The organism is Bacillus sp. FSL W8-0770 (assembly GCF_038008705.1).
GTDB classification, from domain to species: Bacteria; Bacillota; Bacilli; order Bacillales; family Bacillaceae_G; genus Bacillus_A; species Bacillus_A cereus.
The window spans coordinates 471352-494635 of the sequence record NZ_JBBOZR010000001.1; the positions used below are offsets into that span (position 1 = coordinate 471352).

Below are 23284 nucleotides of genomic sequence, written 5' to 3' on the forward strand. Positions count from 1 at the left end.
AGTATGAGAGTGTCAGTTGTTATTCCAGTGCATAATGAAGCAAGTACTTTATCAAAAGTTTTAGTAGAAGTAAGAAAGCTCGAACCATATGAAATTATCATAGTAGATAATGGATCGACAGATGGTACGAAAGAAATAGCGCTACAGCATAATTGCCGTGTAATTTATTATAGATATTCCCTTGGTAATGATGTGGGACGGGCAATTGGTGCTAGAGAAGCAAAAGGTGAAATTGTTTTATTTTTAGATGGTGATATCGTCATGAAAAGTGAAGAATTATACAATTTTATTAAAGGAATACAGCAAGGACATGAGATTGTTTTAAATAATTTAACATGGTCCGTTTATTTGAAGATGAGACCGCATTATACGACGGTTGGAAAATATATGTTAAATCGTTATTTGAACAAGAAGGAGTTTGTTGTAGGATCTTTAATTGCAATACCACATGCGATAAGTCGTAAAGTGATTGAAAAACTGGGGTGGTGGAATTTAGCAGATCCAGCATTATTTCAAGCGATGGCGATGTCTAGAGGAGTAGATATTTCTGATATGGCTTCAGTTGATGTCATTTACACAAATAAAGTTCGTCCTGTCCATACGGGCACATCACCTGGCTCGCCTTATCCGAAAGCGACTAGTCGTATTATGGGTGATCATTTGCGTGCTTTACAATACGTAATCGAAACATACGGTAATCGCGGTGGTTTTTCAGAGGACAATAGAGATAGAGCGTTTGTAGGAAAGTATAAACCAGTTTTATTACAAAAGAAAAAAGCGAAATATAGTGCCATTATCCCGGTATCAGAAGAAAAAATAACTATAAGGTCTGTTATACAAGAAGTGAAAGAAGCAGGTGTAGATGAAATTATAGTTGTCGCGAATGGAGCAGATGTTGAGACTGTTAAACAGGCAAAGCTAGAGAATGTTATTGTAGTTGAATTTACGAAGGCGCTTGGACATAATGTAGCACGAGCAATAGGGGCCATGCATGCTACGGCAGATATTTGTTTATTCGTTGATGGTGATTTTGTTATTCCAGCAAAAAAACTCACTCCATTTTTACATGCTGTTGAAGATGGAAATGACGTGGTGTTAAATGATTTACAATGCTTATTAGATATGTTTCATCCAGCAGATCCAATTAGTATGGGAAAATACTTTTTGAATTTGGTAGCGAAAAGACCAGATTTATGGAATAACTCACTAACTGCTGTACCACATGCCATTCATAAGAAGGTAATAGAGAAAATAGGATATAACTCCCTTATCATTCCGCCATTAGCACAAGTGAAAGCTATTTTAGAAGGATTCTCTATTACAACAGTAGAGTTAGTAGATGTTATAAAAACAAATCAAGTACGTCCAGAGCAACACGAATTTGTAAATGGGCGTATTTCAGCGTTTGATCGTATTTTCGGTGATCAACTTGAGGCGGTTACGTATTTATTACAACGTACGGACGAACGTGGTGGCTTTACTGATGGAGATAGAGATAGAGATATCATTCAACAATTGAGAAGGGAAGAAGAGAATACAAATGAATAGTAGTAAAGTAGCTATTATTGGGTTAGGGTATGTTGGCCTTCCTTTAGCGGTACATTTTGCAGAAAGAGGGCATACAGTACTTGGATTAGATAAAGATATTAGAAAAATAGACTCAATTATAAAAGGAGAAAGTTATATTCCAGATGTTTCTTCTAAAGAGTTACAAAGTTTATTGACGAAAAAAAAATTAACAGTAAACACACCGGATCAAGGCATTGCTGATTTTCAAAGTAGTGATTATGTTATTGTCACTGTCCCGACTCCAATTAATGAACAAAGAGAACCAGACTTAAGTGCCCTCATTTCAGCTTCGCATTATATACAACAAAACCTTCAAAAAGGACAAACCTTCATTTTTGAAAGCTCCACATATCCAGGCACACTTGAAGAAGTCATCCTACCTATTATTTCTCAAAATAGTAACAAGGTAGGGGAAGATTTCTATATCGGATATTCGCCTGAGAGAATTGATCCAGCAAATAGTCAATATTCAGTTCAAGCTATTCCAAAAGTTATTAGTGGACAAACAGAAAAGTGTAGACAAAAGGTACAGGATTTATATAGTACCATTTTTGACGAAGTTGTACCTGTTAGCTCTCCGAAAGTAGCAGAGATGTGTAAGCTATTTGAAAATATTCAGCGCTTAGTTAACATTTCTTTAGTAAATGAACTAAACACACTATGTGAAAGTTTAGGCATTGATTTTTATGAGGCCATTGAAGCGGCATCTACAAAACCATTTGGGTTTACTCCATATTGGCCAGGGCCAGGGATAGGGGGACACTGTATTCCAGTAGACCCTTTATATTTTCAATGGAGAATAAAAAAGAATGGGGCAATTAGTCAATTAATTGAGGCAGCACATATAATTAATGAAGAAATGCCAGAGAAAATGGTCCGGAAAGTAAAAAGTGTGGTGCAATCACCTGCAACGGTGTTAATTGTAGGGATTGCGTATAAAAAAGATGTAAATGATTTGAGAGAATCACCAGCGTTACCGATTATTCAATTATTAAGAAATCAAGGATACGAGATAGAATATCATGATCCTTATATTTCTTTCGCGGAAATTGGAGATAAGGTGTATCAATCTGTTTCTTTAGATAAAGAAAAAGTTAAAAAAGCGGATTGTATTTTAATTTTAACGGATCATTCTAATATTGATTGGAAGCTTTTTAAAGGAATGGACCGAGTAATAGATACACGCGGGATTGTAAAGAAGGTGAGTAAATGAGTAAGAAATGTTTAATTACAGGTGGGGCCGGATTTATCGGGTCGCATTTAGCTGAAGAGTTGATGAGAAGAGGTTATGAGGTCACTGTTGTGGATAACTTTTATAAAGGTAAAAATAAGTACCATGAAGAGTTAATGAAAAAAATCCGTGTTATTCCAATAAGTGTTTTAGATAAAAATTCTATTTATGAATTAGTAGATCAGCATGATGTCGTGTTTCATTTAGCAGCAATTTTAGGTGTGAAAACAACAATGGAAAAAAGTATAGAGCTCATAGAAACGAATTTTGATGGGACGAGAAATATTTTACAAGCAGCGTTAAAAGGAAAGAAGAAAGTAGTTTTTGCTTCTACTTCAGAAGTATATGGTAAGGCCAAGCCGCCTTTCTCTGAAGAGGGAGATCGATTATACGGGGCAACTTCTAAAATTCGTTGGAGTTATGCAGTTTGTAAAACGTTGGAAGAGACATTATGTTTAGGATACGCATTAGAAGGTTTACCGGTAACGATTGTTCGATATTTTAATATTTATGGTCCAAGAGCGAAAGATGGTCCGTATGCAGGGGTAATCCCGCGATTTATTAGTGCGGCTTTGCAAGGAGAAGACATTCTCGTATATGGAGATGGAAAGCAGACACGTTGTTTTACGTATGTGAGTGATGCGGTAGAAGCAACAATTCGGGCAATGGATGAGAAGGTAAATGGTGAGATTATTAATATAGGTTCTGAGAATGAACAGAGTATAAAAGAAGTAGCAGAAGTAATTAAAAAATTAACGAATTCTTCTTCGAAGATTGTACAAGTGCCTTTTGAAGAAGTATATCCTCATGGTTTTGAAGAAATTCCAAATAGAAGACCAGATGTAACAAAATTAAAAAAGCTTGTTCAATTTCAGGCGAAAGTAACGTGGGAAAACGGATTGAAGGAAACAATTAAGTGGTTTCGTGAACAAAACAATGGCTAAGTCATTATCTGTTATTATTCCTGCATGTAATGAGGTCGATACGATTTCAGACGTTATTCAATCGGTAAGACCATTAAATCCAGTAGAAATTATTGTAGTAGCAAACGGTTGTAATGATGGAACAGAAGATGTTGCAGATCGTTTAGGGTGTAAAGTAATCAAACATACAGAGCTACTAGGGAACGATGTTGGACGTGCAGTCGGCGCAAAACATGCGATAGGTGATGTATTACTATTTATAGATGGTGATTTTGCTATTCAAACTTCAAAATTAAAATTATTCCTTAATCCGATTTTATACGATCAGGCAGATGTAGTTTTAAATAATTTGGATGCATTATTTTTAAAAAGGCAAAAACCTACTTCTATTACAGTATGGCGCCAAATATTAAATGCAATGTTAGAGCGTGAAGAATTAAAAATTAATTCTTTATTAGATGTACCTCATGCGCTGACGAAAGAAGTCGTTCAAAGCATCGGATATGAATGTTTTGTTAATCCTATTGTGGCTCATTTACGCCTACTTCAAAGTAAATGGAGAATTAGTCGTCATTGCGCCATTGACGTTATTACGCCAAATAAATTTCGTCCATTCCAACATGCTGCATATGGAACAAATCTTTCCCAATCTGAAAAAAGAATGATAGGTGATCATATAGAAGCAGTAGCGGCACGGATATTAAGCAGTGATGAGCGCGGAGGATATTATGATGGAAATAGGAAAAGGGATAGTGTCTATCATACTTTAAGTTTTGAAGAGTTTTATCAAGGATGGGGCGTCACATCTAATTTGTATAAAGGAAAGCAACTATCTGTTGTTATTCCCGTACAAGATGAAGAGAAAACAATCGGAAACGTTATAGAAGAGCTTCGCAAAATTGAACCCTTCGAAATTATCGTTGTCGTAAATGGTTCGTCAGATAAAACGAAAAAAATTGCAAAAGACAAAGGGGCAACGACAATTGTATATAAAGAAGCACTCGCAAATGATGTGGGGCGCTCACTTGGAACGTATTTTGCAAAAGGAGAAATTGTGTTATTTATAGACGGCGATTTTATTATTCCAGCGAGTGAGCTATATCCTTTTGCAAAAGCTATAGCAGATGGAAAGGACGTCGCATTAAATGATTTAAATCATTATTTAGATTTAAGAGTACCGCTTCATCTTGTAACTGCATTTAAGTATGCACTAAATTTAGCTTGTGATAGAAAGGATTTAGGGGTAGGCTCACTTATTGCGGTACCTAATGCATTTAGCCAAAAGTGTTTGAAAGCAATTGGGTATAAATCTTTATTGTCACCTTGTGTAGCACAAGTGAAGGCTCTTCTGTCTGGATTTGAAATTGCATGTGTATATCGTGTTGAGGTTGATAAGATGAACCGTATTCGTCCCAGTGAACATTTCGCAAAAATAGGTCACCCTCCAGCTGTACTTCGAATTATAGGTGATCATATAGAGGGGCTAGAGCAAATAATTTCATTAACAGACAATCGTGGCGGATTCTATGATGGCAATAGAAAAAGAGATGTTTTATAGAAGTAACAAAAAAAGTGTACAACATGTGTACACTTTTTTGTTCTGTTATAAAAACTATAACAGATTAGGAGATAAGAGTATTACAGCTCTACAATGGGTATTGTTCTTATATTACAAAATAGGACTCGTATATAAGGATACCAAAAAAATACAATTAAGGAAAGGGTTAATTTTAAAGACTTTTAAATGAAGTTAACACTATATATATAGTAGTTTGCTCAATATTTCACAAACATGTCACAACTATTTCGTTCACTTTCGTAAAAAAGTAGTATTCTAAGTGTGTAAGCTGTTATATAAAAAATCTTAGTCCTGTACTAATCAAAAATGGAGGAGATTAGGATGACTCAAGTATTAGAAAATGTTAAAAACGCATGGGAAAACTTTAAAGGTGAAAAATGGAAAGCAGAGATTGATGTTCGCGATTTCATTTTAAATAATGTAAACGTTTTCGAAGGAGACGAATCTTTCTTAGCAGAAGCAACTGAAGCAACGAAACAACTTTGGGATCAAGTAATGGATTTAACAACGAAAGAACGTGAAAACGGTGGCGTTCTTGATATGGATACAAAAATTGTTTCTTCTATTACATCACATGCCCCTGGATACTTAAATAAAGATATTGAAAAAGTAGTCGGTTTCCAAACTGATAAACCATTTAAACGTTCTTTACAACCATATGGTGGTATTCGTATGGCAGAACAAGCTTGTGAATCTTATGGATACGAAATGGATAAAGAACTTAGTCGTATTTTTAGAGATTGGAGAAAAACTCATAACCAAGGTGTATTTGATGCATACACACCAGAAATGAGAAATGCACGTAAATCAGGTGTTATTACGGGTCTTCCAGATGCATACGGACGTGGACGTATTATCGGTGACTATCGCCGAGTAGCGTTATATGGTATTGATCATTTAATTGAAGCGAAAAAAGCTGATTTAAATTTAACTGGCGGTGTAATGAGCGAAGATACAATGCGTTTACGCGAAGAGTTATCTGAGCAAATGCGTGCACTTCAAGAGTTAAAAGAAATGGCCGCTTCTCATGGCTTCGATATTTCTAAGCCAGCAACAAACACGCAAGAAGCATTCCAATGGTTATACTTCGCATACCTTGCAGCGATTAAAGAGCAAAACGGGGCTGCAATGAGTCTTGGGCGTACTTCTACATTCTTAGATATTTACATTGAAAGAGATTTAGCAAATGGTACTTTAACAGAAGAAGAAGTACAAGAAATTGTAGATCACTTCATTATGAAATTACGTCTTGTGAAATTCGCAAGAACACCTGATTATAATGAATTATTCTCTGGTGACCCAACTTGGGTAACTGAATCTATCGGTGGTATGGCATTAGATGGTCGTCCATTAGTAACAAAGAACTCATTCCGTTTCTTGCATACATTAGATAATTTAGGACCAGCTCCAGAACCAAACTTAACTGTTCTTTGGTCTAAACAATTACCAGAGAACTTTAAAAACTACTGTGCGAAAATGTCTATTAAAACATCAGCAATTCAATATGAAAATGATGACATTATGCGCCCTGAATACGGCGATGATTACGGTATTGCATGTTGCGTATCTGCAATGAGAATCGGTAAACAAATGCAGTTCTTCGGAGCTCGTGCAAACTTAGCGAAAGCATTATTATATGCGATTAACGGTGGTAAAGATGAAAAATCTAAAGCACAAGTTGGTCCTGAGTACGCACCAATTACTTCTGAAGTATTAAATTATGAAGAAGTTATGCATAAGTTTGATATGACAATGGAATGGTTGGCGGGTCTATATTTAAACACATTAAATGTTATCCATTACATGCATGATAAATATAGCTATGAACGTATTGAAATGGCACTTCATGATACAAACGTTCTTCGTACAATGGCAACAGGTATTGCTGGTCTATCTGTAGTAGCAGATTCATTAAGTGCAATTAAATACGCAAAAGTAAAACCAATTCGTGATGAAAATGGTATTGCAGTTGACTTCGAGATTGAAGGAGATTTCCCTAAATACGGTAACAATGATGATCGTGTAGATGAGATTGCTGTAAATCTTGTAAAAACATTTATGAATAAACTTCGTAAACATAAAACATACAGAAATTCTGTTCATACAATGTCAATCTTAACAATCACATCTAACGTTGTATACGGTAAGAAAACTGGTAATACTCCAGATGGCCGCCGTACTGGAGAACCATTTGCACCAGGTGCGAACCCAATGCATGGACGTGATACAAAAGGTGCATTAGCTTCATTATTATCTGTGGCTAAATTACCATATGAAGATGCACAAGATGGTATTTCTAATACATTCTCTATTATTCCGAAAGCACTTGGTAAAGAAGATGATGTACAAGTACGTAACTTAGTATCAATGCTTGATGGCTATGCAGTAAAAGAAGGCCACCACTTAAATATTAACGTATTTAACCGTGAAACATTAATGGATGCAATGGAACATCCTGAGAAATATCCACAATTAACAATTCGCGTATCTGGTTACGCTGTAAACTTTATTAAATTAACTCGTGAACAACAAATTGATGTAATTAACCGTACAATGCATGAAAGCATGTAAATGAAAAAAGTGTCCCTTCGCTCTTAATATATAGCGAAGGGAGGCTGTTTCAATAAAGGAGGAAGTAACATGGTAAAAGGAAGAATACATTCTGTAGAGTCTTGTGGTACTGTTGATGGCCCAGGGATTCGTTATGTCATATTTACACAAGGGTGTTTATTACGTTGTCAATATTGTCATAATGCTGATACGTGGGAAATCGGTAAAGGTAAAGAAATAACAGTTGAAGAAGTGATGCAGGATGTGACATGTTACCTTCCATTTATTGAAGCTTCCGGAGGCGGTATAACAGTTAGCGGTGGAGAGCCATTATTACAGCTAGACTTTTTAATTGAGTTGTTTAAAAGGTGTAAAGAGGCTGGTATCCATACAACAATCGACTCTTCTGGTGGTTGTTATTCTGAGGAACCAGAATTCCAAAATAAGCTAGATATTTTAATGGATTATACAGATTTAGTTTTATTGGATCTGAAACATATCGATTCCAAAAAGCATCGTAAATTAACAGGGAAACCAAATGAACATATTTTACAATTTGCTCGTTATTTATCGGATAAGAATAAACCGATTTGGGTACGACACGTATTAGTTCCTGGTGTTACGGATAATGAAGAGGATCTACAAAAACTATCTAGCTTTATTCAAAGTCTGTCTAATGTTCAAAAAGTTGAAGTGTTACCATATCATAAGCTTGGTGTATATAAATGGGAGGCGCTTGGACACAAGTATCCACTCGCAAATGTAGAACCACCTACTGAGAAAAATGTAGAACATGCTAAATATATTTTACAAGCGGTCTAATCCAAATATTGGATTAGGCTTTTTGCTTTCTTTACAATAAAATCTAGAGTATATATTGATAAAAGAGTATACTGAAAATAGAATATCCATAATTTTGTACGGAATAAATGGAGAAATTTACATAATTGTAAAGGGAAATCAAAATAGTAAAAAGAATTAAGAAGTAAAAGAGTGAGTATCATGGAATAGAGAACATTTGTAAGTTATTGCGAAAGCTCTTATAGGAAAGTATAATGTAAAGATATGAGCACAGATAGGATTAAGGGGTCAATCTTATATGCTTTGCATATCCACGACAGGTACATAGCTGAAAGGGAATTATTAAAATCTGTTTATGTAATTTTTAAGGAAAATGTTTTTCCTATTGTCGTATATGCAATATGGAGAAACAAAAAGCTAGGAGTGGATTTGTTTGATAAAAAACCCCAAGGTTTTAATATTAACTGCACATTACGGTAATGGTCATGTGCAAGTAGCAAAAACATTAGAACAAACATTTCGCCAAAAAGGAATTGAAGATGTTATTGTATGCGACTTGTTTGGAGAATCACATCCATTTATAACTGACATTACAAAATATCTATATTTAAAAAGTTATACAATAGGAAAAGAATTATATCGTTTGTTTTATTACGGGGTAGAAAAAATTTATGATAAGAAAATAGCATCTTGGTATGCGAACTTTGGAAGGAAACGTTTGAAAACACTTTTACAGGTGGAGAAACCAGATATTGTAATTAATACATTTCCAATTATCGCTGTACCAGAATTAAAGAAACAAACAGGTATTTCAATTCCTGTCTATAACGTATTAACGGATTTTTGCGTGCACAAAATATGGATTCATCGAGAAGTAGATCGTTATTTTGTTGCAACGGATCATGTGAAAGAATTGATGGTTGATATCGGTGTACCTGCGGAACAAATTGTTGAAACAGGAATTCCAATTCGGAGTAGTTTTGAGTTAAAGGTAAATCCAGAAATCATATATAATAAATATCAGTTATGTAAGAATAAAAAGATTTTACTAATTGTAGCAGGTGCTCATGGGGTATTAGGAAATGTAAAAGAACTATGCCAATCATTTATGTCAGTGCCTAATTTACAAGTAGTTGTCGTTTGTGGGAAAAATGAAGCTTTAAAACAGGATTTATTAAGTTTACAGAAGCAAAATTCCGATGCATTAAAAGTGTTTGGGTATGTTGAAAATATTGATGAATTATTCCGTGTTACTTCTTGTATGATTACGAAGCCAGGCGGAATAACATTAAGTGAAGCAGCAGCGTTGCAAGTACCTGTCATTTTATATAAGCCTGTTCCAGGACAAGAAAATGAAAATGCGATGTACTTTGAAAGAAAGGGAGCAGCAGTTGTCATTCGCGATGATAGTGAGGTTTTTGCAAAAACAGAGGCATTATTACAAGATGATGTGAAGCTTCTTCAAATGAAAGAAGCAATGAAAAGCATCTATCTTCCAGAGCCAGCTGGCCATATTGTAGATGCAATTTTGGCGGAAAATCATGCAGAACCGCGTCATATACCTATTAAATCACCTGCTCTTGCACAATCTTTTACTTAATATGAAACCCTCTTTGTATATGTAAAGAGGGTTCTTTATTATTTTTAAAGAAAATTTAGTGAGTTATCCACAAAAGGATTGCGCTTTCATTAAACAGTAAAGTCGGAATATTAACAACTATATCCACATTGTCCACAATTTTTAGAAAAATATCCACAATTAAAACAGCTGATATATGCTTTAATATAGAAAAATATTAAATGTTTTTGAAAATCACTAACAATTTCATCAGTTTTGTGGATAAAGTTGTCCACAGCAAAAAAGTCCCTTATGTATAAGGGGCTTTTTTGCTTACTTCTATCAGTCGAGAAAATTATGTAATGAAAATGAATAATTAGGGGGGAAACTTCTAATTATTCATTTTCACTTTAAATGCTTTTCGAGCGATATCCTGCTGCACGATCTGCTTTTTGAAATTCGCGTTGATAGAGAACTTCTTGTGTACTAGATAATGTGTTTTTTGCTTTATCACGTTTCTTTTTATCCATTACAAATCACCTCGTGTCTTAAAGTTACTATTTATCGTTTCCAAAGACATGAGGGGATATACGCATATGGAAAATGTTAACGATTGATTATCATTTCAGAAAATTTAGATTACGCTTCTTTTAATTGATGAGCATCTTGGAAGGTTGTATCTCGCATTGTAGCAAGTGTGTATTGATCTTTTGGAATTTCATATAAGTTATACACTTCTTCGTTTGCGTTAATTTCATCATATACGGCTTTTCTTGTTTCGTTTGCTAGATTCACATATTGCAGTTTTTCTGCAGCTTTAATAGAACGAATATTTATTTTACGAATACGCATGAAAATTGTTTCAATATCTAATTCATAGAAAAGTTCACTAAAAAATGAATCTTTTGCCAATTTGTTATAGCCTTTTCCATGATATGGTTTGCCAAGCCATGTCCCGAGAAATCCAGCTTTTTCTTGCACATCAAATAAAGTAATTGTTCCGATAGGGTTACCCCATTCATCTAAAATTGTGCGTGAAATTAATTCACCACGCTCTTCAGCTTCAATCGTTTGTTTCGTTAAGAATAAATATTCTTCATAAGAATAAGCCTTTTGACGCACAAAAGGGAAGACAGCTGGATCCACCATTAACTCGTATAGAACGTGGCTGTCGTGTAAGTCGCGTTTTTTCAACATACTAACTCCTCCTCACACGAGGGTAGCATGACGAAAAAACACCCCACCCTCGAAATTTTTATATCAATCTTTAAAAAATTTCGGGGTGGGAATCGAACCCACTAGAACCAGTTTCTAACGCTGGTGGCGCACCATTTGCCTTCCCCATTCATCAATTTGAAAATGATAATCACGACACAAATTGATTATGGTTTCATTCAGTTTATAATCGTATAATACTTTATCTAGTCAAAAAAATAAACTAGTTTTTTTTATTTTTTTTGTAAATTATTTTTCCATCAATCATAGTTAGTACAGGCTTGGCTAAATAATGGAAAGGATGATGAGTCCATAGCACGAGATCGGCGTCTTTTCCAACCTCGATGCTTCCAATTCTATCCTCTAAACGCAAATTTCGTGCTGGGAATATGGTGATTCCTTCTAGTGCTGTTTTCTCGTCTAACCCTTCTCTTACTGCAACAGCAGCGCAAACATTTAAATATTGAATGGGTGTATAAGGATGATCTGTTGTGATAGAAACTTCCACACCATTTTTTGATAATATATGGTAAGTATCCCATGTTTTGTTTTTTAGTTCGATTTTAGAACGGCGTGTCAGAGTGGGACCAACTGAAACCTTCAAATTGTGTTTTGAAAGTTCTTCAACAATAAAGTGTCCTTCTGTGCAATGTTCAATGCGTAAATCGAGATTGAATTCTGTTGCAAAGCGTAGAGCAGAACTAATATCATCTGCTCGGTGAGCGTGGATACGTACGGGTATTTCACGACGTAGTGCTTTTAAAATAGGAAGCATTCGAAAATCAGCTTCGTGCCCGTAGTGTTGTGCTTCATAGAATGATTCCCGAAGTAACCCCATAATCCCCATACGTGTAATGGATTCTTTTGTTCCATTACTATGGACTTTTTTAGGATTTTCTCCAAAGGCAATCTTTAAACCAGCAGGTTCTTGAATAATCATATGATCAATACAAGTTCCAGCTGTTTTTATTACACAAGTAGTACCCCCGATAATATTTTGACTGCCAGGCATAACGTGAACGGTTGTAATTCCGTTTTGTACAGCGTCTTGAAAGGCAATATCGAAAGGATGGATTCCATCTAAAGAACGAATATGTGGTGTTGAAACTTCAGATGTTTCATTGGCATCATTTCCAGCCCAACCAGTACCTTCATCATAGAGACCAAGGTGAGTATGGACATCAATAAAGCCAGGTAAGAGATGGAGTGCTCGTGCATCTATAACGGTCATATCTTGAGTAGGTGGAATAAAAGGTTTGACCTCGGTAATTCGCTCTCCTGTAACGAGTACATCTCCTTGAAACTTTTGAGATGTAATAGGGTATACAATGGCTTGTTTGAGCAATATTTTCATAGGTACCTCATTTCTGTTACTTTATAATGCTAATGGAAGTTAAGGGAAAGTAACTGAAAGGTTATTTGTATGGTAATGCTTCGGATCCTAGAAAATGAAAGTTTTGAAAGAGCCCATGTAAAATTGTGTTTTAGAAGTACTACATTGTATGCGAAAGTATATTTTGTAATGCATGGTCTATTTCTGGAAATGTGTATTGGTATCCATGTTCAATTGCTTTAATGGGTAATACACGTTGCCCTTCTAGTACAAGTATGCTCATTTCACCTAATAAAGTTTGAATGATAAAAGAAGGTACAGGCAACCAATGAGGCTTTTTCATTATAGTTGCAATGGTTTCTCCAAATTCCTTCATTCTTATAGGTGTTGGTGCTGTCATATTAAGAGGACCATCAATTTCTTTTTTGTGTATAATGAAATCCATCATACGAACGACATCGTCTATATGAATCCATGATAACCATTGCTTCCCAGAACCAATGGTGCCGCCGATATAGAATTGATAGGGAAGTAGCATTTTTGGAAGAGCTCCTTCATTTGCACCTAATACAACTCCAAATCTTGCGTAGATTGTTCGTATTCCGAGAGAACGTGCTTTAGATGCTTCTTGTTCCCATGAATATACTGTATTTGCTAAAAAGTCATTTCCAGGAGTCTCATGCTGTTCTGTAAAAGACTCTATTTCAGACGTTCCATAGTATCCAATAGCACTTGCGTTAATAAATGTGTGTGGCTTTGTATGGAGTCCCTGCAATTGTTTAATGAGTCCTTTTGTTGTTTGAATTCTACTGTTTAAAATGGCTTTCTTTTGTTGCTTTGTCCATCTACTATTAATAGACTCTCCGGCTAGATTAATAACTACATCAATAGAAGAGAGGGGGAAGGTTTGTAAATCTGGTGTCCATTGAACATACTGAAGGTTAGGATCGGAAGTTTCAGTAGTTTTTTTTCGTGTGAGAATGTAAACAGTATATCCTTTTTGAATAAAAAAAGTAGAAAGGGATTTACCGATAAAGCCTGTACCACCAGAAATTGCGATTTTCACAAGTATTTCCTCCTCATTATATATATTCTTGAAAAGAAAAAATGTTCCTCGACTATGTTAAAATAATAGAGAGGTGAGAGTATGGCTGTCATTACAAAAATAGAAGTACAAAAACGATCGAAAGAACGATTTAATATTTATATTGATAAAGGTCAAGGCGAAGAGTACGGATTTAGTGTGGATCAAGTAATCTTAATAAAACATGGATTACAAAAAGGCTTAGAAATTGATGAAATCGAGTTAGGAAATATTTTGTACAATGAAGAAGTGCAAAAAGCATATTTACAAGCAATCTCCTATTTATCCTATCAAATGAGAACAAAACAAGAAATAGAAGATTTTTTACGAAAAAAAGAAGTGGGACAGGCCATCATCTCTGAAGTCGTTTCGAAATTATTACATGACCGATATATTAATGATAAAGAGTATGCTGTTTTATATACGCGAACGCAAACTAATGTGAATCGAAAAGGTCCAACTGTTATTAAAAGAGAGTTATTAAATAAAGGTGTTCAGGATTTAATTATTACACATAGTTTACAAGAATATCCGAAGGAAAAGCAAATTGAGAATGCCTTGTTTCTCATAGAGAAGAAGAAAAAATCTTATCAAAAACATTCTTTTTTACAAATGAAACTAAAGTTAGATGAGATGCTTGTTCGAAAAGGATATTCTAGAGAAGTAATTCAAATTTGTTTGGAAGAATTGAAAGAAGAAAAAGATGACGAAAAGCAACAAGAAGCGTTACACTATCATGGGAATAAATATTATGAGAAATATAAGAAGCATGATGGATGGACATTTGAAAACAAGATGAAACAAGCGTTATATCGAAAAGGATTCTCTATTGATGAAATCGAGATATTTTTGCAAATGAAACGCGAAGAGGAATGAGGAGAATAAGATGAATATGCCAAAACGCTACAGTGAAATGACACCGCATGAGCTAAGGGAAGAAATTGGCGCTTTGAAGGAGCAAGCAGTAAAAGCTGAGCAGCTTGGGATTGTCAATGAATTTGATGTATTAATGAGAAAAATGGCAATGGCTCGTGCTTATATGACGGATATAAACAAATTCCGTATTGGTGAAACATATGAATTAGTAGAAGAACCTGGTGTATTATTTAAAATTACGTATTTCAATGGGGTATTTGCTTGGGGATATAAGCAAAATGATAATGAAGAGATTGGCATACCAATTTCCTTATTGCAAGAAAAATAAAAACCAGAGAGCATATATCTCTCTGGTTTTCATCTTTGGTAGGCGTTAAAGGAGATAGGAGATTCTAAAATTGGCGTTTTTTACATTCATTTGCCAATATAATGAGAGACTGGGTTTGTTGCGTCTGTCCGTTAACTTGCGCTTTCGCATGTTTTGGACGAGTCCACGTATGGTTAAATAATTCAGAACGACTATCTAAGCGATCACGGTAGCTCATCTTTATCACCTCGTGTAGGAAGTTAATTTAATTTGTATTACTCTTCCTGCTGATTTGCAGCACGCATACGTTCTTGTGGGTGCGTGTTAATTGTGCCGTTAGGTCGTTTCGAAGCGAAGCGTGATTTCGCTTTCGGTTGACCGTCGATTTTGCTGTTGTTTTTTGACTCAGACCAAAATTCGGCTTGTTTACCCATTACGAACGCCCTCCTCATTATCGGTTGATACCTCTTTAAGAAGTATCAATTATAGAATGTGCAAAATTGAAGAAACTATCCTTTAGAAATGAAGGGATAAATAGGTAAAAGGAGATTATAATATGAATGATATTTATGAAACATTAACGAAAGAATTATTAGACAAGAATGACAAGCTTTCTTACGCACAAGCTCGTGCGTGGGTTGAGTTACTATGGGAAGATTTTCAAACAACTTATGCAAAATCAGGTCGTTATCAAGGCGATGAAATGACAGAACAAGTGGTACGATCATGGATTAATAATCATGGTGTACGCCTTCATGAAATGCGTACAAATAATCCGAAGTATAGTCATTTAATTAATCAAGAAGATCATTTGAAACATTAAAAAAAGCGACTTAAGTCGCTTTTTTTAATGTGGAAGTAATTCCAGTTTTTTTCGAAGCTTTTCTTCACTAAAGATCCATCCTGTATAGGAACTAATAATATTTAAATTGTGGTCGAGCTGAACGATTGCAACAAATGGATAATAATCTTTACTTCGATATCGTAAATCAATGAATCGTACTTCATAATAATGGTCATGATCAAAAATATCCCAGCGATATACAGGAGAGAAAGATAGAAAGGCCGAGATGTTTTCATCTTGTTTAGCTGCTCGCATAATATTATTGTCTGGGAACGGTACCCGATCGAACTTATCATATATCATGATGTTACCACGGTGCCATCTCGCAACGTAGTAATAATCAGCCGTAACGATTGCTAAATGGTAATGGTAAAATCGGTAAGAAGGAGAAATGATAATCTTTTCGACATTTTTGAAACGTTTGTGTACAACGCTTCTTATATTTCTGTGCATCATAATCCGTCCGATATAGTAAACAATCATTAATATATATGCCGCTAAAGCTGTATATCCCTTATGAGAACCGACGAGCATGCAAGCAATTGCAAGTATATGGATAAAGAAAATTACGGTATCGAATGTATTAATCACGCCGAGTGCGACCCATTTTTTTGTGAAAGGCCGTAATGCTTGTGTACCATAGGCATTGAAAATATCTACAAAGACGTGAAGGAAGACAGCAATAAATGACCAAAGCAGTAGATGAAGATATGGAGCGTCTGAAAAGAAGGCGAAAGAGATGCCACTTATAAGGAATGACCAAAGAATTACCGCAGGAATAGAATGAGTAATCCCACGATGATTTCTTATATATTTAGCGTTATTACGCAATTTTAAAACTGTGTCAATGTCAGGAATGTTGGAACCAGCAATTGTAGCAAGCATAACAGCTTGGGGGCCAATATCACTTTGTGCTATGGCTGGATCTAATGTTGCTAAGCTACCTAAAGTGATACCCATAACAAGGTGAGTGGCTGTGTCCATAGAAATCCACCTCCGTTTTTTATTAATGTAACTCTTTTTATTCGATACCTCAAGTCCTTTGCCTTCTATTTCCTGTATCATCTTACTTAAATTTTTTCCTAAAATCTTTATAATAGTACTTATATGCAAAAAAATGAGGGGGATCAAGTTTGACACTTGAAATACTAAACAATTTTAATATAGAGCAGTTTCAAAATGATTTAATTGGTTGGTTTGAAGAAGAACAGCGCGACTTACCATGGAGAAAGAATAAAGATCCATACCGCGTTTGGGTTTCTGAAATTATGTTACAGCAAACAAGAGTAGAAGCTGTAAAACCATATTACGCAAATTTTATGGGGAAGTTTCCTACACTTGAAGCGTTAGCGAATGCAGATGATGAAGAAGTATTAAAAGCATGGGAAGGTTTAGGATATTATTCTAGAGCACGTAATTTACATGCGGCAGTAAAAGAGGTAAAAGAAGTATACGGCGGAGTTGTACCAAGTGATGTAAAGAAAATTGAAAAGTTAAAAGGAGTGGGACCATATACAAAAGGTGCTATTTTAAGTATCGCATATGGTATACCAGAGCCGGCAGTTGATGGAAATGTTATGCGTGTATTATCTCGTATTTTATCAGTATGGGATGATATTGCAAAACCAAAGACTCGAAAAGTTTTTGAAGAGATTGTGCGTGAAATTATTTCAGTAGAAAACCCATCTTATTTTAATCAGGGATTGATGGAATTAGGTGCACTAATTTGTATTCCGAAAAATCCAGCATGCTTACTTTGTCCTGTACGTGAACATTGCAGAGGATATGCTGAAGGTGTTCAAAAAGAATTACCAGTAAAAAGTAAAGCGAAAGCTCCTAAAATGGTACCTATTGTTGCAGGTGTACTTCAAACTGAAGACGGTCGTTACGTTATTAATAAACGTCCAAGTACAGGTTTGTTAGCTAACATGTGGGAGTTTCCGAATGTGGAACTTGGAGAAAGTATTCGAAATCAGAAGGAACAGCTTATAGATTATATGAAAGAAAAATTTGAGCTCGAGGTTTCTATTGATGAATACGCAATGAATGTACAACATACGTTTACACATCGTACTTGGGATATATTTGTATTTTACGGAAAAGTAACAGGTAATATTGTTGATACAGATACATTAAAATTTGTATCAAAAGAGGTATTTGAGCAATTACCTTTCTCAAAATCACACCGTACTATTTATGAAAATTGTGTGGAGAAAATTACAATGCAATAAATAAAAAAGTGTTCCCAATCTAGGGAACACTTTTTTAATCGTAAGAAATTTTTGTCCCATGAGTCCAACTAGCTTCACCTTCTTGTAAGCCGCCTCTTGATTCGATTTCTACTACAATTTCTTTGTAAATACTTTGCCCTTCTACATTTAAATAAGGCAGAACCTGTTGTAGTGAGTGATGAAAATAAGCTAATTCATCTTCTTTCCATTCATTTTTTGAAATCATCGTTAGTTCAGTCATATCGCGTCCTATATACATATTTACACCTCCATTTTCTATAGTTTGAATGAGTAACAAAAGTTATATGCGGAAATTTTAAAAAAGAAAATTACGGATAGCTTCTAAGTGAATTGGTTACATTATTGATTGTGGAGGTGAGAAAGATGAGTAAAAAACAACAAGGTTATAACAAAGCAACTTCTGGTGCTAGCATTCAAAGTACAAATGCTAGTTATGGTACAGAGTTTTCAACTGAAACAGATGTACAAGCTGTAAAACAAGCAAACGCACAATCAGAAGCAAAGAAAGCACAAGCTTCTGGTGCACAAAGTGCAAACGCTAGTTATGGTACAGAATTTGCAACTGAAACAGACGTGCATTCTGTGAAAAAACAAAATGCTAAGTCAGCTGCAAAACAATCACAATCTTCTAGCTCAAATCAGTAATGAAAGAAAAACACTTCTCTAATTCGGGAGAAGTGTTTTCTTTTTGCGTGGATCGTTGTAATGAAAAGAAAGCGAACGACATAACTTCTAATAAGTCAACAAATGTAGTCAAAGGAGAAGGAAGTTAACAATTAGAATTATGTAATTAGGAATAATAACTGATGAATAAGTCCAAAAGGGGGTAAGTAATGAACGATTTTGATAAGTTGGTAGGGGAGCAATTAGAAACGATGGATGAGTTGTTAAAGTTACAAGCACATCTAGAGAAGTATCAACAAATCGAAATGAATGAAAAAGATACGTGCGATAAAAAAGAACTGCATTTTATCCGTCAGGAAATATATAGAACAGAAGTAGCGTTGAAGATGTTACATGAGAAATTTGAAGAACAAACGAATAGTGTAATTCAATCTTTTGCAACTGAAAAAATGATTTCAAATTTAGGGTAAGATATATTGTTATCTTCAGGTGAAAAGGCCTTCTTTGTATGGAAATAGAGAAGGGCTTTTTCTATTACATGTCCTCGCTTATAAATAATGCAGTACAATCCCTATCTCTTAAGAAGAGTTGGGGCATAGTATTCAACGATAAACCTCCTGCATATTCAGTTTGAAAAATAGAGTCTTATCCCTTTAGTTTTAAAATTTCGACAAAAAAGTTATAATAGAAAAAAAGTGAATGCCGTTCAAAGGGCATTTGCAGTTGAAAGAAGGGAGCATATATGGGATTTCCCAAAGAAGGAGAAAAAGTACAAATACATAGTTATAAACATAATGGCTCCATTCATAGAATGTGGGAAGAAACAACAATTTTAAAAGGGACACAGAGTCTTGTAATCGGAGCGAATGATCGTACAGTAGTTACAGAATCGGATGGCCGAACATGGATTACTCGTGAACCAGCAATTTGTTATTTTCATGCCAACTATTGGTTTAATGTGATTGGGATGCTTAGGGAAGATGGCGTATATTATTATTGTAATTTAAGCTCACCTTTTGCGTATGATCCTGAAGCATTAAAGTATATTGATTATGATTTAGATATTAAAGTATATCCAGATATGACATATACGCTTCTAGATGAAGATGAGTATGAAAAACATAGTCAAATTATGCAGTATCCACCTGTTATTGATACAATTTTAAAACGAAATGTAGCACATTTAACACAGTGGATTCATCAAAGAAAAGGTCCATTTGCACCAGACTTCGTAGATATGTGGTATGAACGATATTTAATGTACAGAAATTAAAACAAACCTGCAGGGGGCTTCCCGGCAGGTTTGTCCTATTAGAGGGGGGATTATGTGCAAGGCATAAAAAGATATTTACAATTTGTTAAACCATATCGATGGCTTATTGCTATTACAATTATTATTGGACTAGTTAAGTTCGGTATCCCACTTATTATGCCGTGGTTATTAAAGTATATTATCGATGATGTAATTCAAGGCGCGGGCTCACTTCAAGATAAAACATCTCAATTAATAACAGCGATTGGAATTGCTTTTTTTATTTTTGCGGTATTAAGACCACCGATTGAATATTATCGTCAATATTTCGCCCAACGTATCGCAAATACAATACTGTATGATTTGCGGAAGCATATTTTCGGTCACTTACAAAAGTTAAGTTTACGTTATTACTCCAATACAAAAACAGGGGAGATTATTTCGCGTGTCATCCATGATGTAGAACAAACGAAGGATTTTGTAATTACTGGTTTGATGAACGTCTGGTTAGATACTGCAACAATTGCTATTGCTATCATTGTTATGTTTTCTATGAATATAAAATTAACATTTGTTGCGTTATTGATTTTACCTATTTATGTAATTGCAGTGAAATATTTTTTCGGACGTCTTCGGAAATTGACGAAAGAGCGTTCACAAGCGTTAGCGACGATGCAAGGGTATTTGCATGAACGTATTCAAGGAATGCAAGTGACACGTAGCTTTGCGTTAGAAGAGTATGAGGGGAAGCAGTTTGAAAAAAGAAATAATGAATTTTTAACGAAAGCATTAACCCATACAAGTTGGACGGCAAGAACATTTTCGGCAGTAAATACGTTAACCGATTTAGGTCCGTTACTTGTGATTGGTTTTGCAGCATATGAAGTAATTCAAGGGCAGTTAACGCTAGGAACGATGGTAGCTTTTGTTGGATATATGGATAGTTTATATAGTCCGCTTCGCCGCCTTGTTAATTCATCTACAACATTAACACAATCTTTTGCATCGATGGACCGTGTGTTTGAACTGTTAGATGAAAAATACGATATTGTTAATGTACCAAATGCGGTACAAACGAAAAAATTAAATGGAGAAATTGTATTTGAAAATGTTTCTTTTCGTTATAATGCAGATGAAAAAGAGATATTACACAACTTGTCATTAACTATGCAGCCTGGAGAGAAAGTAGCGCTTGTAGGAGCGAGTGGGGGAGGAAAGTCATCTCTTGCTAGTTTGATCCCGCGTTTCTATGATGTTTCTGAAGGCGCGGTTTATGTAGATGGCATAGATGTAAGAAAGTACAATATGAGAAATTTGCGTAGTCATATTGGAATTGTACTGCAGGATAATTTATTGTTTAGCGATACAATTGGAGCTAATATTTTATATGGAAATCCGAAAGCTACAGAGAAAGAAGTGATTGCAGCTGCCAAAGCTGCGCAAATTCATGATTTTATTATAGACTTACCAGATGGTTATAATACTGTCGTTGGAGAACGTGGTGTGAAGCTATCAGGCGGGCAAAGACAACGCGTGGCAATTGCACGAGTGTTTCTAAAGAATCCGTCGGTACTTATATTAGATGAAGCAACTTCAGCATTAGATTTAGAAAATGAAAGGTATATTCAAGAGGCGCTTCAGACGTTAGCTGCTGACCGGACAACGATTATAATTGCACATCGATTAGCGACGATTACACATGTTGATACGATTATTTACATTGAAGACGGTGAGATTAAAGAGACTGGTTCTCATGAAGAGTTAATGCGAAAAAGAGGATTTTATTACAATTTATATCAACTTCAACATATAACAGAAACAGCTCCTTTAGCATAAAAGGAGCTGTTTTTTTATTCGTCTTCTTTTTTATCATCGATTTGGAGTTCTTTTTCTGGTTTATGATATGTGTAGAAGCTATCTACAAGCAAATCTAAATGCTCTACTTCTTCACTATAGTTAATGATGGAAGAAATAAGAGGGAAGAGATGTAACCATGTTTTATATGCTTCTTCATCGTCTTTATTTTGATATTCCATAAAGATATCAATTAATTCTTGTTTACCTGTTTCAACTTCATCAAGCATTTCAACTGATTGTTGTTTTTTTGCTTTACCAATAAATTTTAATAAAACTTGTTCATGATAATGCGTTAATGAGTCAAGTTCGTTTTGGATAGATTCCTGAAATTCTTCTGGCATATAGCGCAGTTCATTTTCAGTACGGTGTAATGATTTTAACGTACTTAAAGCACGGCTTGTTGTCGCTAACATTTGTCTGAATAAAACGAGCTTACGAATTTTTGCGAACTTTACTTTTTTCGTATAGCTTCTTTCTTCTTTATACAGCAAATAGTAATGATTTAGTTTGATCATTTTTTCTTTCATACGATCAATATCAGTTTTTAGCGTTGTAAAATCAGAAGCCTGCCTGCTATTCATTCGAATCCATTTTACAATTTCTTCTGTATTATCAACGATACGATGATAAAGTTTTGTTTCATATTTTGGCGGCATAAATACTAAATTTACAAGTGAAGCCGCAATAATACCAATCATAATCGTCGCAAATCGAAGTAAGGCAAAACTAAAGAAATCTTCGCCTTGATACTCCATAATGGCGATAACTGTTACTAAAGCAATTGATATTGTGTTTTCTAATCGTAATTGTAATGTAAGAGCAATTACTAATATACATGTTAATCCAATAATAAAAGGATTATGTCCAAAAGCAGTAGCAAATGCGATAGCAAATATCGCACCAATTACATTTGCTTGAATTTGTTCAAGTGCTGTTAAATAAGAACGGTATACAGACGGTTGAACAGCAAAGATAGCTGAAATTCCCGCAAATACCGGACTCGGTAATTGAAGTAAAATACAAGCAAATAAAGCTAACGTGATGGCAATACCCGTTTTTAAAATGCGAGCACCAAGTTTCATACCCTTAATAAGATCCTTTCTCTTGTCATAATGAATGTACAACATGATACTATACATTCATTACAATATGTTAGCAAGTGATATTTTAGTGACGTTAAAAGAAATTAGTTTTCATTTTATCCCGCTAATTGTGAGTAGTAAGATTACTGCCTCAAAAATTAGAAGCTAGATGCCGGTAAACGCTCGATTGGTGTAGGCTAATTAAAGTTTCACTTTATAATTTTTCCTAATTCCTTTTAAACATCAGTTTTTAGTAAAAAAACCTGCTGAATTTCAGCAGGTCTCAAATTGTTACTATAGATTACTATGAGAAGCGTACTTCGTCAATTTTTTCTTAATAATGAAAA

25 protein-coding genes are annotated in these 23284 nt (G+C 34.9%); 16 read left to right on the top strand and 9 right to left on the bottom strand.

Annotated features, from left to right (window positions below; all coding sequences use genetic code 11):
- Window positions 1-3: 3 nt before the first annotated feature.
- The 8 genes from NST27_RS02465 (at window position 4) to NST27_RS02500 (ending at window position 10253) form a co-directional block, all read left to right on the top strand.
- Window positions 4-1548 (top strand): glycosyltransferase family 2 protein, encoded by a 1545-nt coding sequence (locus tag NST27_RS02465; protein WP_047385559.1) that lies wholly within the window; start codon window positions 4-6, stop codon window positions 1546-1548.
- Complete coding sequence (locus NST27_RS02470; protein WP_047385561.1) at window positions 1541-2782, top strand: nucleotide sugar dehydrogenase; 1242 nt, start codon at window positions 1541-1543, stop codon at window positions 2780-2782. The genes NST27_RS02465 and NST27_RS02470 overlap by 8 nt, the downstream gene beginning before the upstream one ends.
- A complete protein-coding gene (locus NST27_RS02475) occupies window positions 2779-3744 on the top strand; it encodes an NAD-dependent epimerase/dehydratase family protein (RefSeq protein WP_000037016.1) in 966 nt (321 codons plus the stop codon). The genes NST27_RS02470 and NST27_RS02475 overlap by 4 nt, the downstream gene beginning before the upstream one ends.
- Complete coding sequence (locus NST27_RS02480; RefSeq protein ID WP_047385572.1) at window positions 3737-5281, top strand: glycosyltransferase family 2 protein; 1545 nt, start codon at window positions 3737-3739, stop codon at window positions 5279-5281. The genes NST27_RS02475 and NST27_RS02480 overlap by 8 nt, the downstream gene beginning before the upstream one ends.
- Window positions 5250-5471, top strand: coding sequence for a hypothetical protein (locus tag NST27_RS02485; RefSeq protein ID WP_002094217.1), 222 nt, complete (start codon window positions 5250-5252; stop codon window positions 5469-5471). The genes NST27_RS02480 and NST27_RS02485 overlap by 32 nt, the downstream gene beginning before the upstream one ends.
- Before the next feature lie 152 nt (window positions 5472-5623).
- Window positions 5624-7873: a formate C-acetyltransferase gene (pflB, locus tag NST27_RS02490; RefSeq protein ID WP_000195464.1), complete on the top strand. Its 2250-nt coding sequence runs from the start codon at window positions 5624-5626 to the stop codon at window positions 7871-7873.
- 69 nt (window positions 7874-7942) lie between these two features.
- A complete protein-coding gene (pflA, locus tag NST27_RS02495) occupies window positions 7943-8674 on the top strand; it encodes a pyruvate formate-lyase-activating protein (RefSeq protein WP_047385563.1) in 732 nt (243 codons plus the stop codon).
- A gap of 412 nt (window positions 8675-9086) precedes the next feature.
- Window positions 9087-10253, top strand: a complete 1167-nt coding sequence (locus NST27_RS02500; protein ID WP_000594688.1) for a diglucosyl diacylglycerol synthase — start codon at window positions 9087-9089, stop codon at window positions 10251-10253.
- Window positions 10254-10621: 368 nt separating this feature from the next.
- On the opposite strand, the gene NST27_RS02505 is transcribed toward NST27_RS02500, so the two are convergent.
- The 4 genes from NST27_RS02505 to NST27_RS02520 all read right to left on the bottom strand — a co-directional run bounded on the left by NST27_RS02505 (window position 10622) and on the right by NST27_RS02520 (window position 13825).
- Entirely contained in the window at window positions 10622-10741 is a 120-nt protein-coding gene (locus tag NST27_RS02505) for a YfhE family protein (RefSeq protein WP_000358482.1), read from the bottom strand.
- Window positions 10742-10850: 109 nt separating this feature from the next.
- Window positions 10851-11408: a GNAT family N-acetyltransferase gene (locus tag NST27_RS02510; RefSeq protein ID WP_000914737.1), complete on the bottom strand. Its 558-nt coding sequence runs from the start codon at window positions 11406-11408 to the stop codon at window positions 10851-10853.
- A 241-nt stretch (window positions 11409-11649) separates the two neighbouring features.
- Complete coding sequence (locus NST27_RS02515; RefSeq protein ID WP_000698314.1) at window positions 11650-12780, bottom strand: amidohydrolase; 1131 nt, start codon at window positions 12778-12780, stop codon at window positions 11650-11652.
- Window positions 12781-12919: 139 nt separating this feature from the next.
- Window positions 12920-13825, bottom strand: coding sequence for a TIGR01777 family oxidoreductase (locus NST27_RS02520; RefSeq protein ID WP_000684380.1), 906 nt, complete (start codon window positions 13823-13825; stop codon window positions 12920-12922).
- 81 nt (window positions 13826-13906) lie between these two features.
- Between NST27_RS02520 and recX the strand changes: the two genes are divergently transcribed.
- Both recX and NST27_RS02530 read left to right on the top strand, forming a co-directional pair.
- A complete protein-coding gene (gene recX, locus NST27_RS02525; RefSeq protein WP_047385564.1) occupies window positions 13907-14719 on the top strand; it encodes a recombination regulator RecX in 813 nt (270 codons plus the stop codon).
- A gap of 10 nt (window positions 14720-14729) precedes the next feature.
- Window positions 14730-15047: a YfhH family protein gene (locus NST27_RS02530; RefSeq protein WP_001057024.1), complete on the top strand. Its 318-nt coding sequence runs from the start codon at window positions 14730-14732 to the stop codon at window positions 15045-15047.
- A 64-nt stretch (window positions 15048-15111) separates the two neighbouring features.
- Here NST27_RS02530 and NST27_RS02535 read toward each other — a convergent pair whose 3' ends face one another.
- Both NST27_RS02535 and NST27_RS02540 read right to left on the bottom strand, forming a co-directional pair.
- Window positions 15112-15264 (bottom strand): YpzG family protein, encoded by a 153-nt coding sequence (locus NST27_RS02535; RefSeq protein WP_000122093.1) that lies wholly within the window; start codon window positions 15262-15264, stop codon window positions 15112-15114.
- A gap of 37 nt (window positions 15265-15301) precedes the next feature.
- A complete protein-coding gene (locus NST27_RS02540; RefSeq protein ID WP_000517891.1) occupies window positions 15302-15460 on the bottom strand; it encodes a small, acid-soluble spore protein K in 159 nt (52 codons plus the stop codon).
- Window positions 15461-15582: 122 nt separating this feature from the next.
- On the opposite strand from NST27_RS02540, the gene NST27_RS02545 reads away from it, so the two are divergent.
- Window positions 15583-15849 carry a YfhJ family protein gene (locus NST27_RS02545; protein ID WP_000998166.1) on the top strand — a complete coding sequence of 89 codons (267 nt, stop codon included), beginning with the start codon at window positions 15583-15585 and terminating at the stop codon, window positions 15847-15849.
- Between the two features lie 24 nt (window positions 15850-15873).
- On the opposite strand, the gene NST27_RS02550 is transcribed toward NST27_RS02545, so the two are convergent.
- Window positions 15874-16854 carry a metal-dependent hydrolase gene (locus tag NST27_RS02550; RefSeq protein ID WP_000379106.1) on the bottom strand — a complete coding sequence of 327 codons (981 nt, stop codon included), beginning with the start codon at window positions 16852-16854 and terminating at the stop codon, window positions 15874-15876.
- A 149-nt stretch (window positions 16855-17003) separates the two neighbouring features.
- Between NST27_RS02550 and mutY the strand changes: the two genes are divergently transcribed.
- Window positions 17004-18101, top strand: coding sequence for an A/G-specific adenine glycosylase (gene mutY, locus NST27_RS02555; protein WP_000171395.1), 1098 nt, complete (start codon window positions 17004-17006; stop codon window positions 18099-18101).
- Window positions 18102-18135: 34 nt separating this feature from the next.
- On the opposite strand, the gene NST27_RS02560 is transcribed toward mutY, so the two are convergent.
- Window positions 18136-18360 (bottom strand): hypothetical protein, encoded by a 225-nt coding sequence (locus tag NST27_RS02560; protein WP_000275436.1) that lies wholly within the window; start codon window positions 18358-18360, stop codon window positions 18136-18138.
- A gap of 125 nt (window positions 18361-18485) precedes the next feature.
- Between NST27_RS02560 and NST27_RS02565 the strand changes: the two genes are divergently transcribed.
- The 4 genes from NST27_RS02565 to NST27_RS02580 all read left to right on the top strand — a co-directional run bounded on the left by NST27_RS02565 (window position 18486) and on the right by NST27_RS02580 (window position 21834).
- Window positions 18486-18767 carry a gamma-type small acid-soluble spore protein gene (locus NST27_RS02565; protein WP_000039046.1) on the top strand — a complete coding sequence of 94 codons (282 nt, stop codon included), beginning with the start codon at window positions 18486-18488 and terminating at the stop codon, window positions 18765-18767.
- Between the two features lie 188 nt (window positions 18768-18955).
- Window positions 18956-19216: a YgaB family protein gene (locus NST27_RS02570; RefSeq protein ID WP_000997575.1), complete on the top strand. Its 261-nt coding sequence runs from the start codon at window positions 18956-18958 to the stop codon at window positions 19214-19216.
- Between the two features lie 272 nt (window positions 19217-19488).
- Complete coding sequence (gene ntdP / locus NST27_RS02575; RefSeq protein ID WP_000506624.1) at window positions 19489-20019, top strand: nucleoside tri-diphosphate phosphatase; 531 nt, start codon at window positions 19489-19491, stop codon at window positions 20017-20019.
- 54 nt (window positions 20020-20073) lie between these two features.
- Window positions 20074-21834 (top strand): ABC transporter ATP-binding protein, encoded by a 1761-nt coding sequence (locus NST27_RS02580; RefSeq protein ID WP_001161601.1) that lies wholly within the window; start codon window positions 20074-20076, stop codon window positions 21832-21834.
- Window positions 21835-21848: 14 nt separating this feature from the next.
- On the opposite strand, the gene NST27_RS02585 is transcribed toward NST27_RS02580, so the two are convergent.
- On the bottom strand, window positions 21849-22937 hold the full coding sequence (locus tag NST27_RS02585; RefSeq protein ID WP_000765787.1) for an aromatic acid exporter family protein: 1089 nt from the start codon (window positions 22935-22937) through the stop codon (window positions 21849-21851).
- Window positions 22938-23284: the final 347 nt, after the last annotated feature.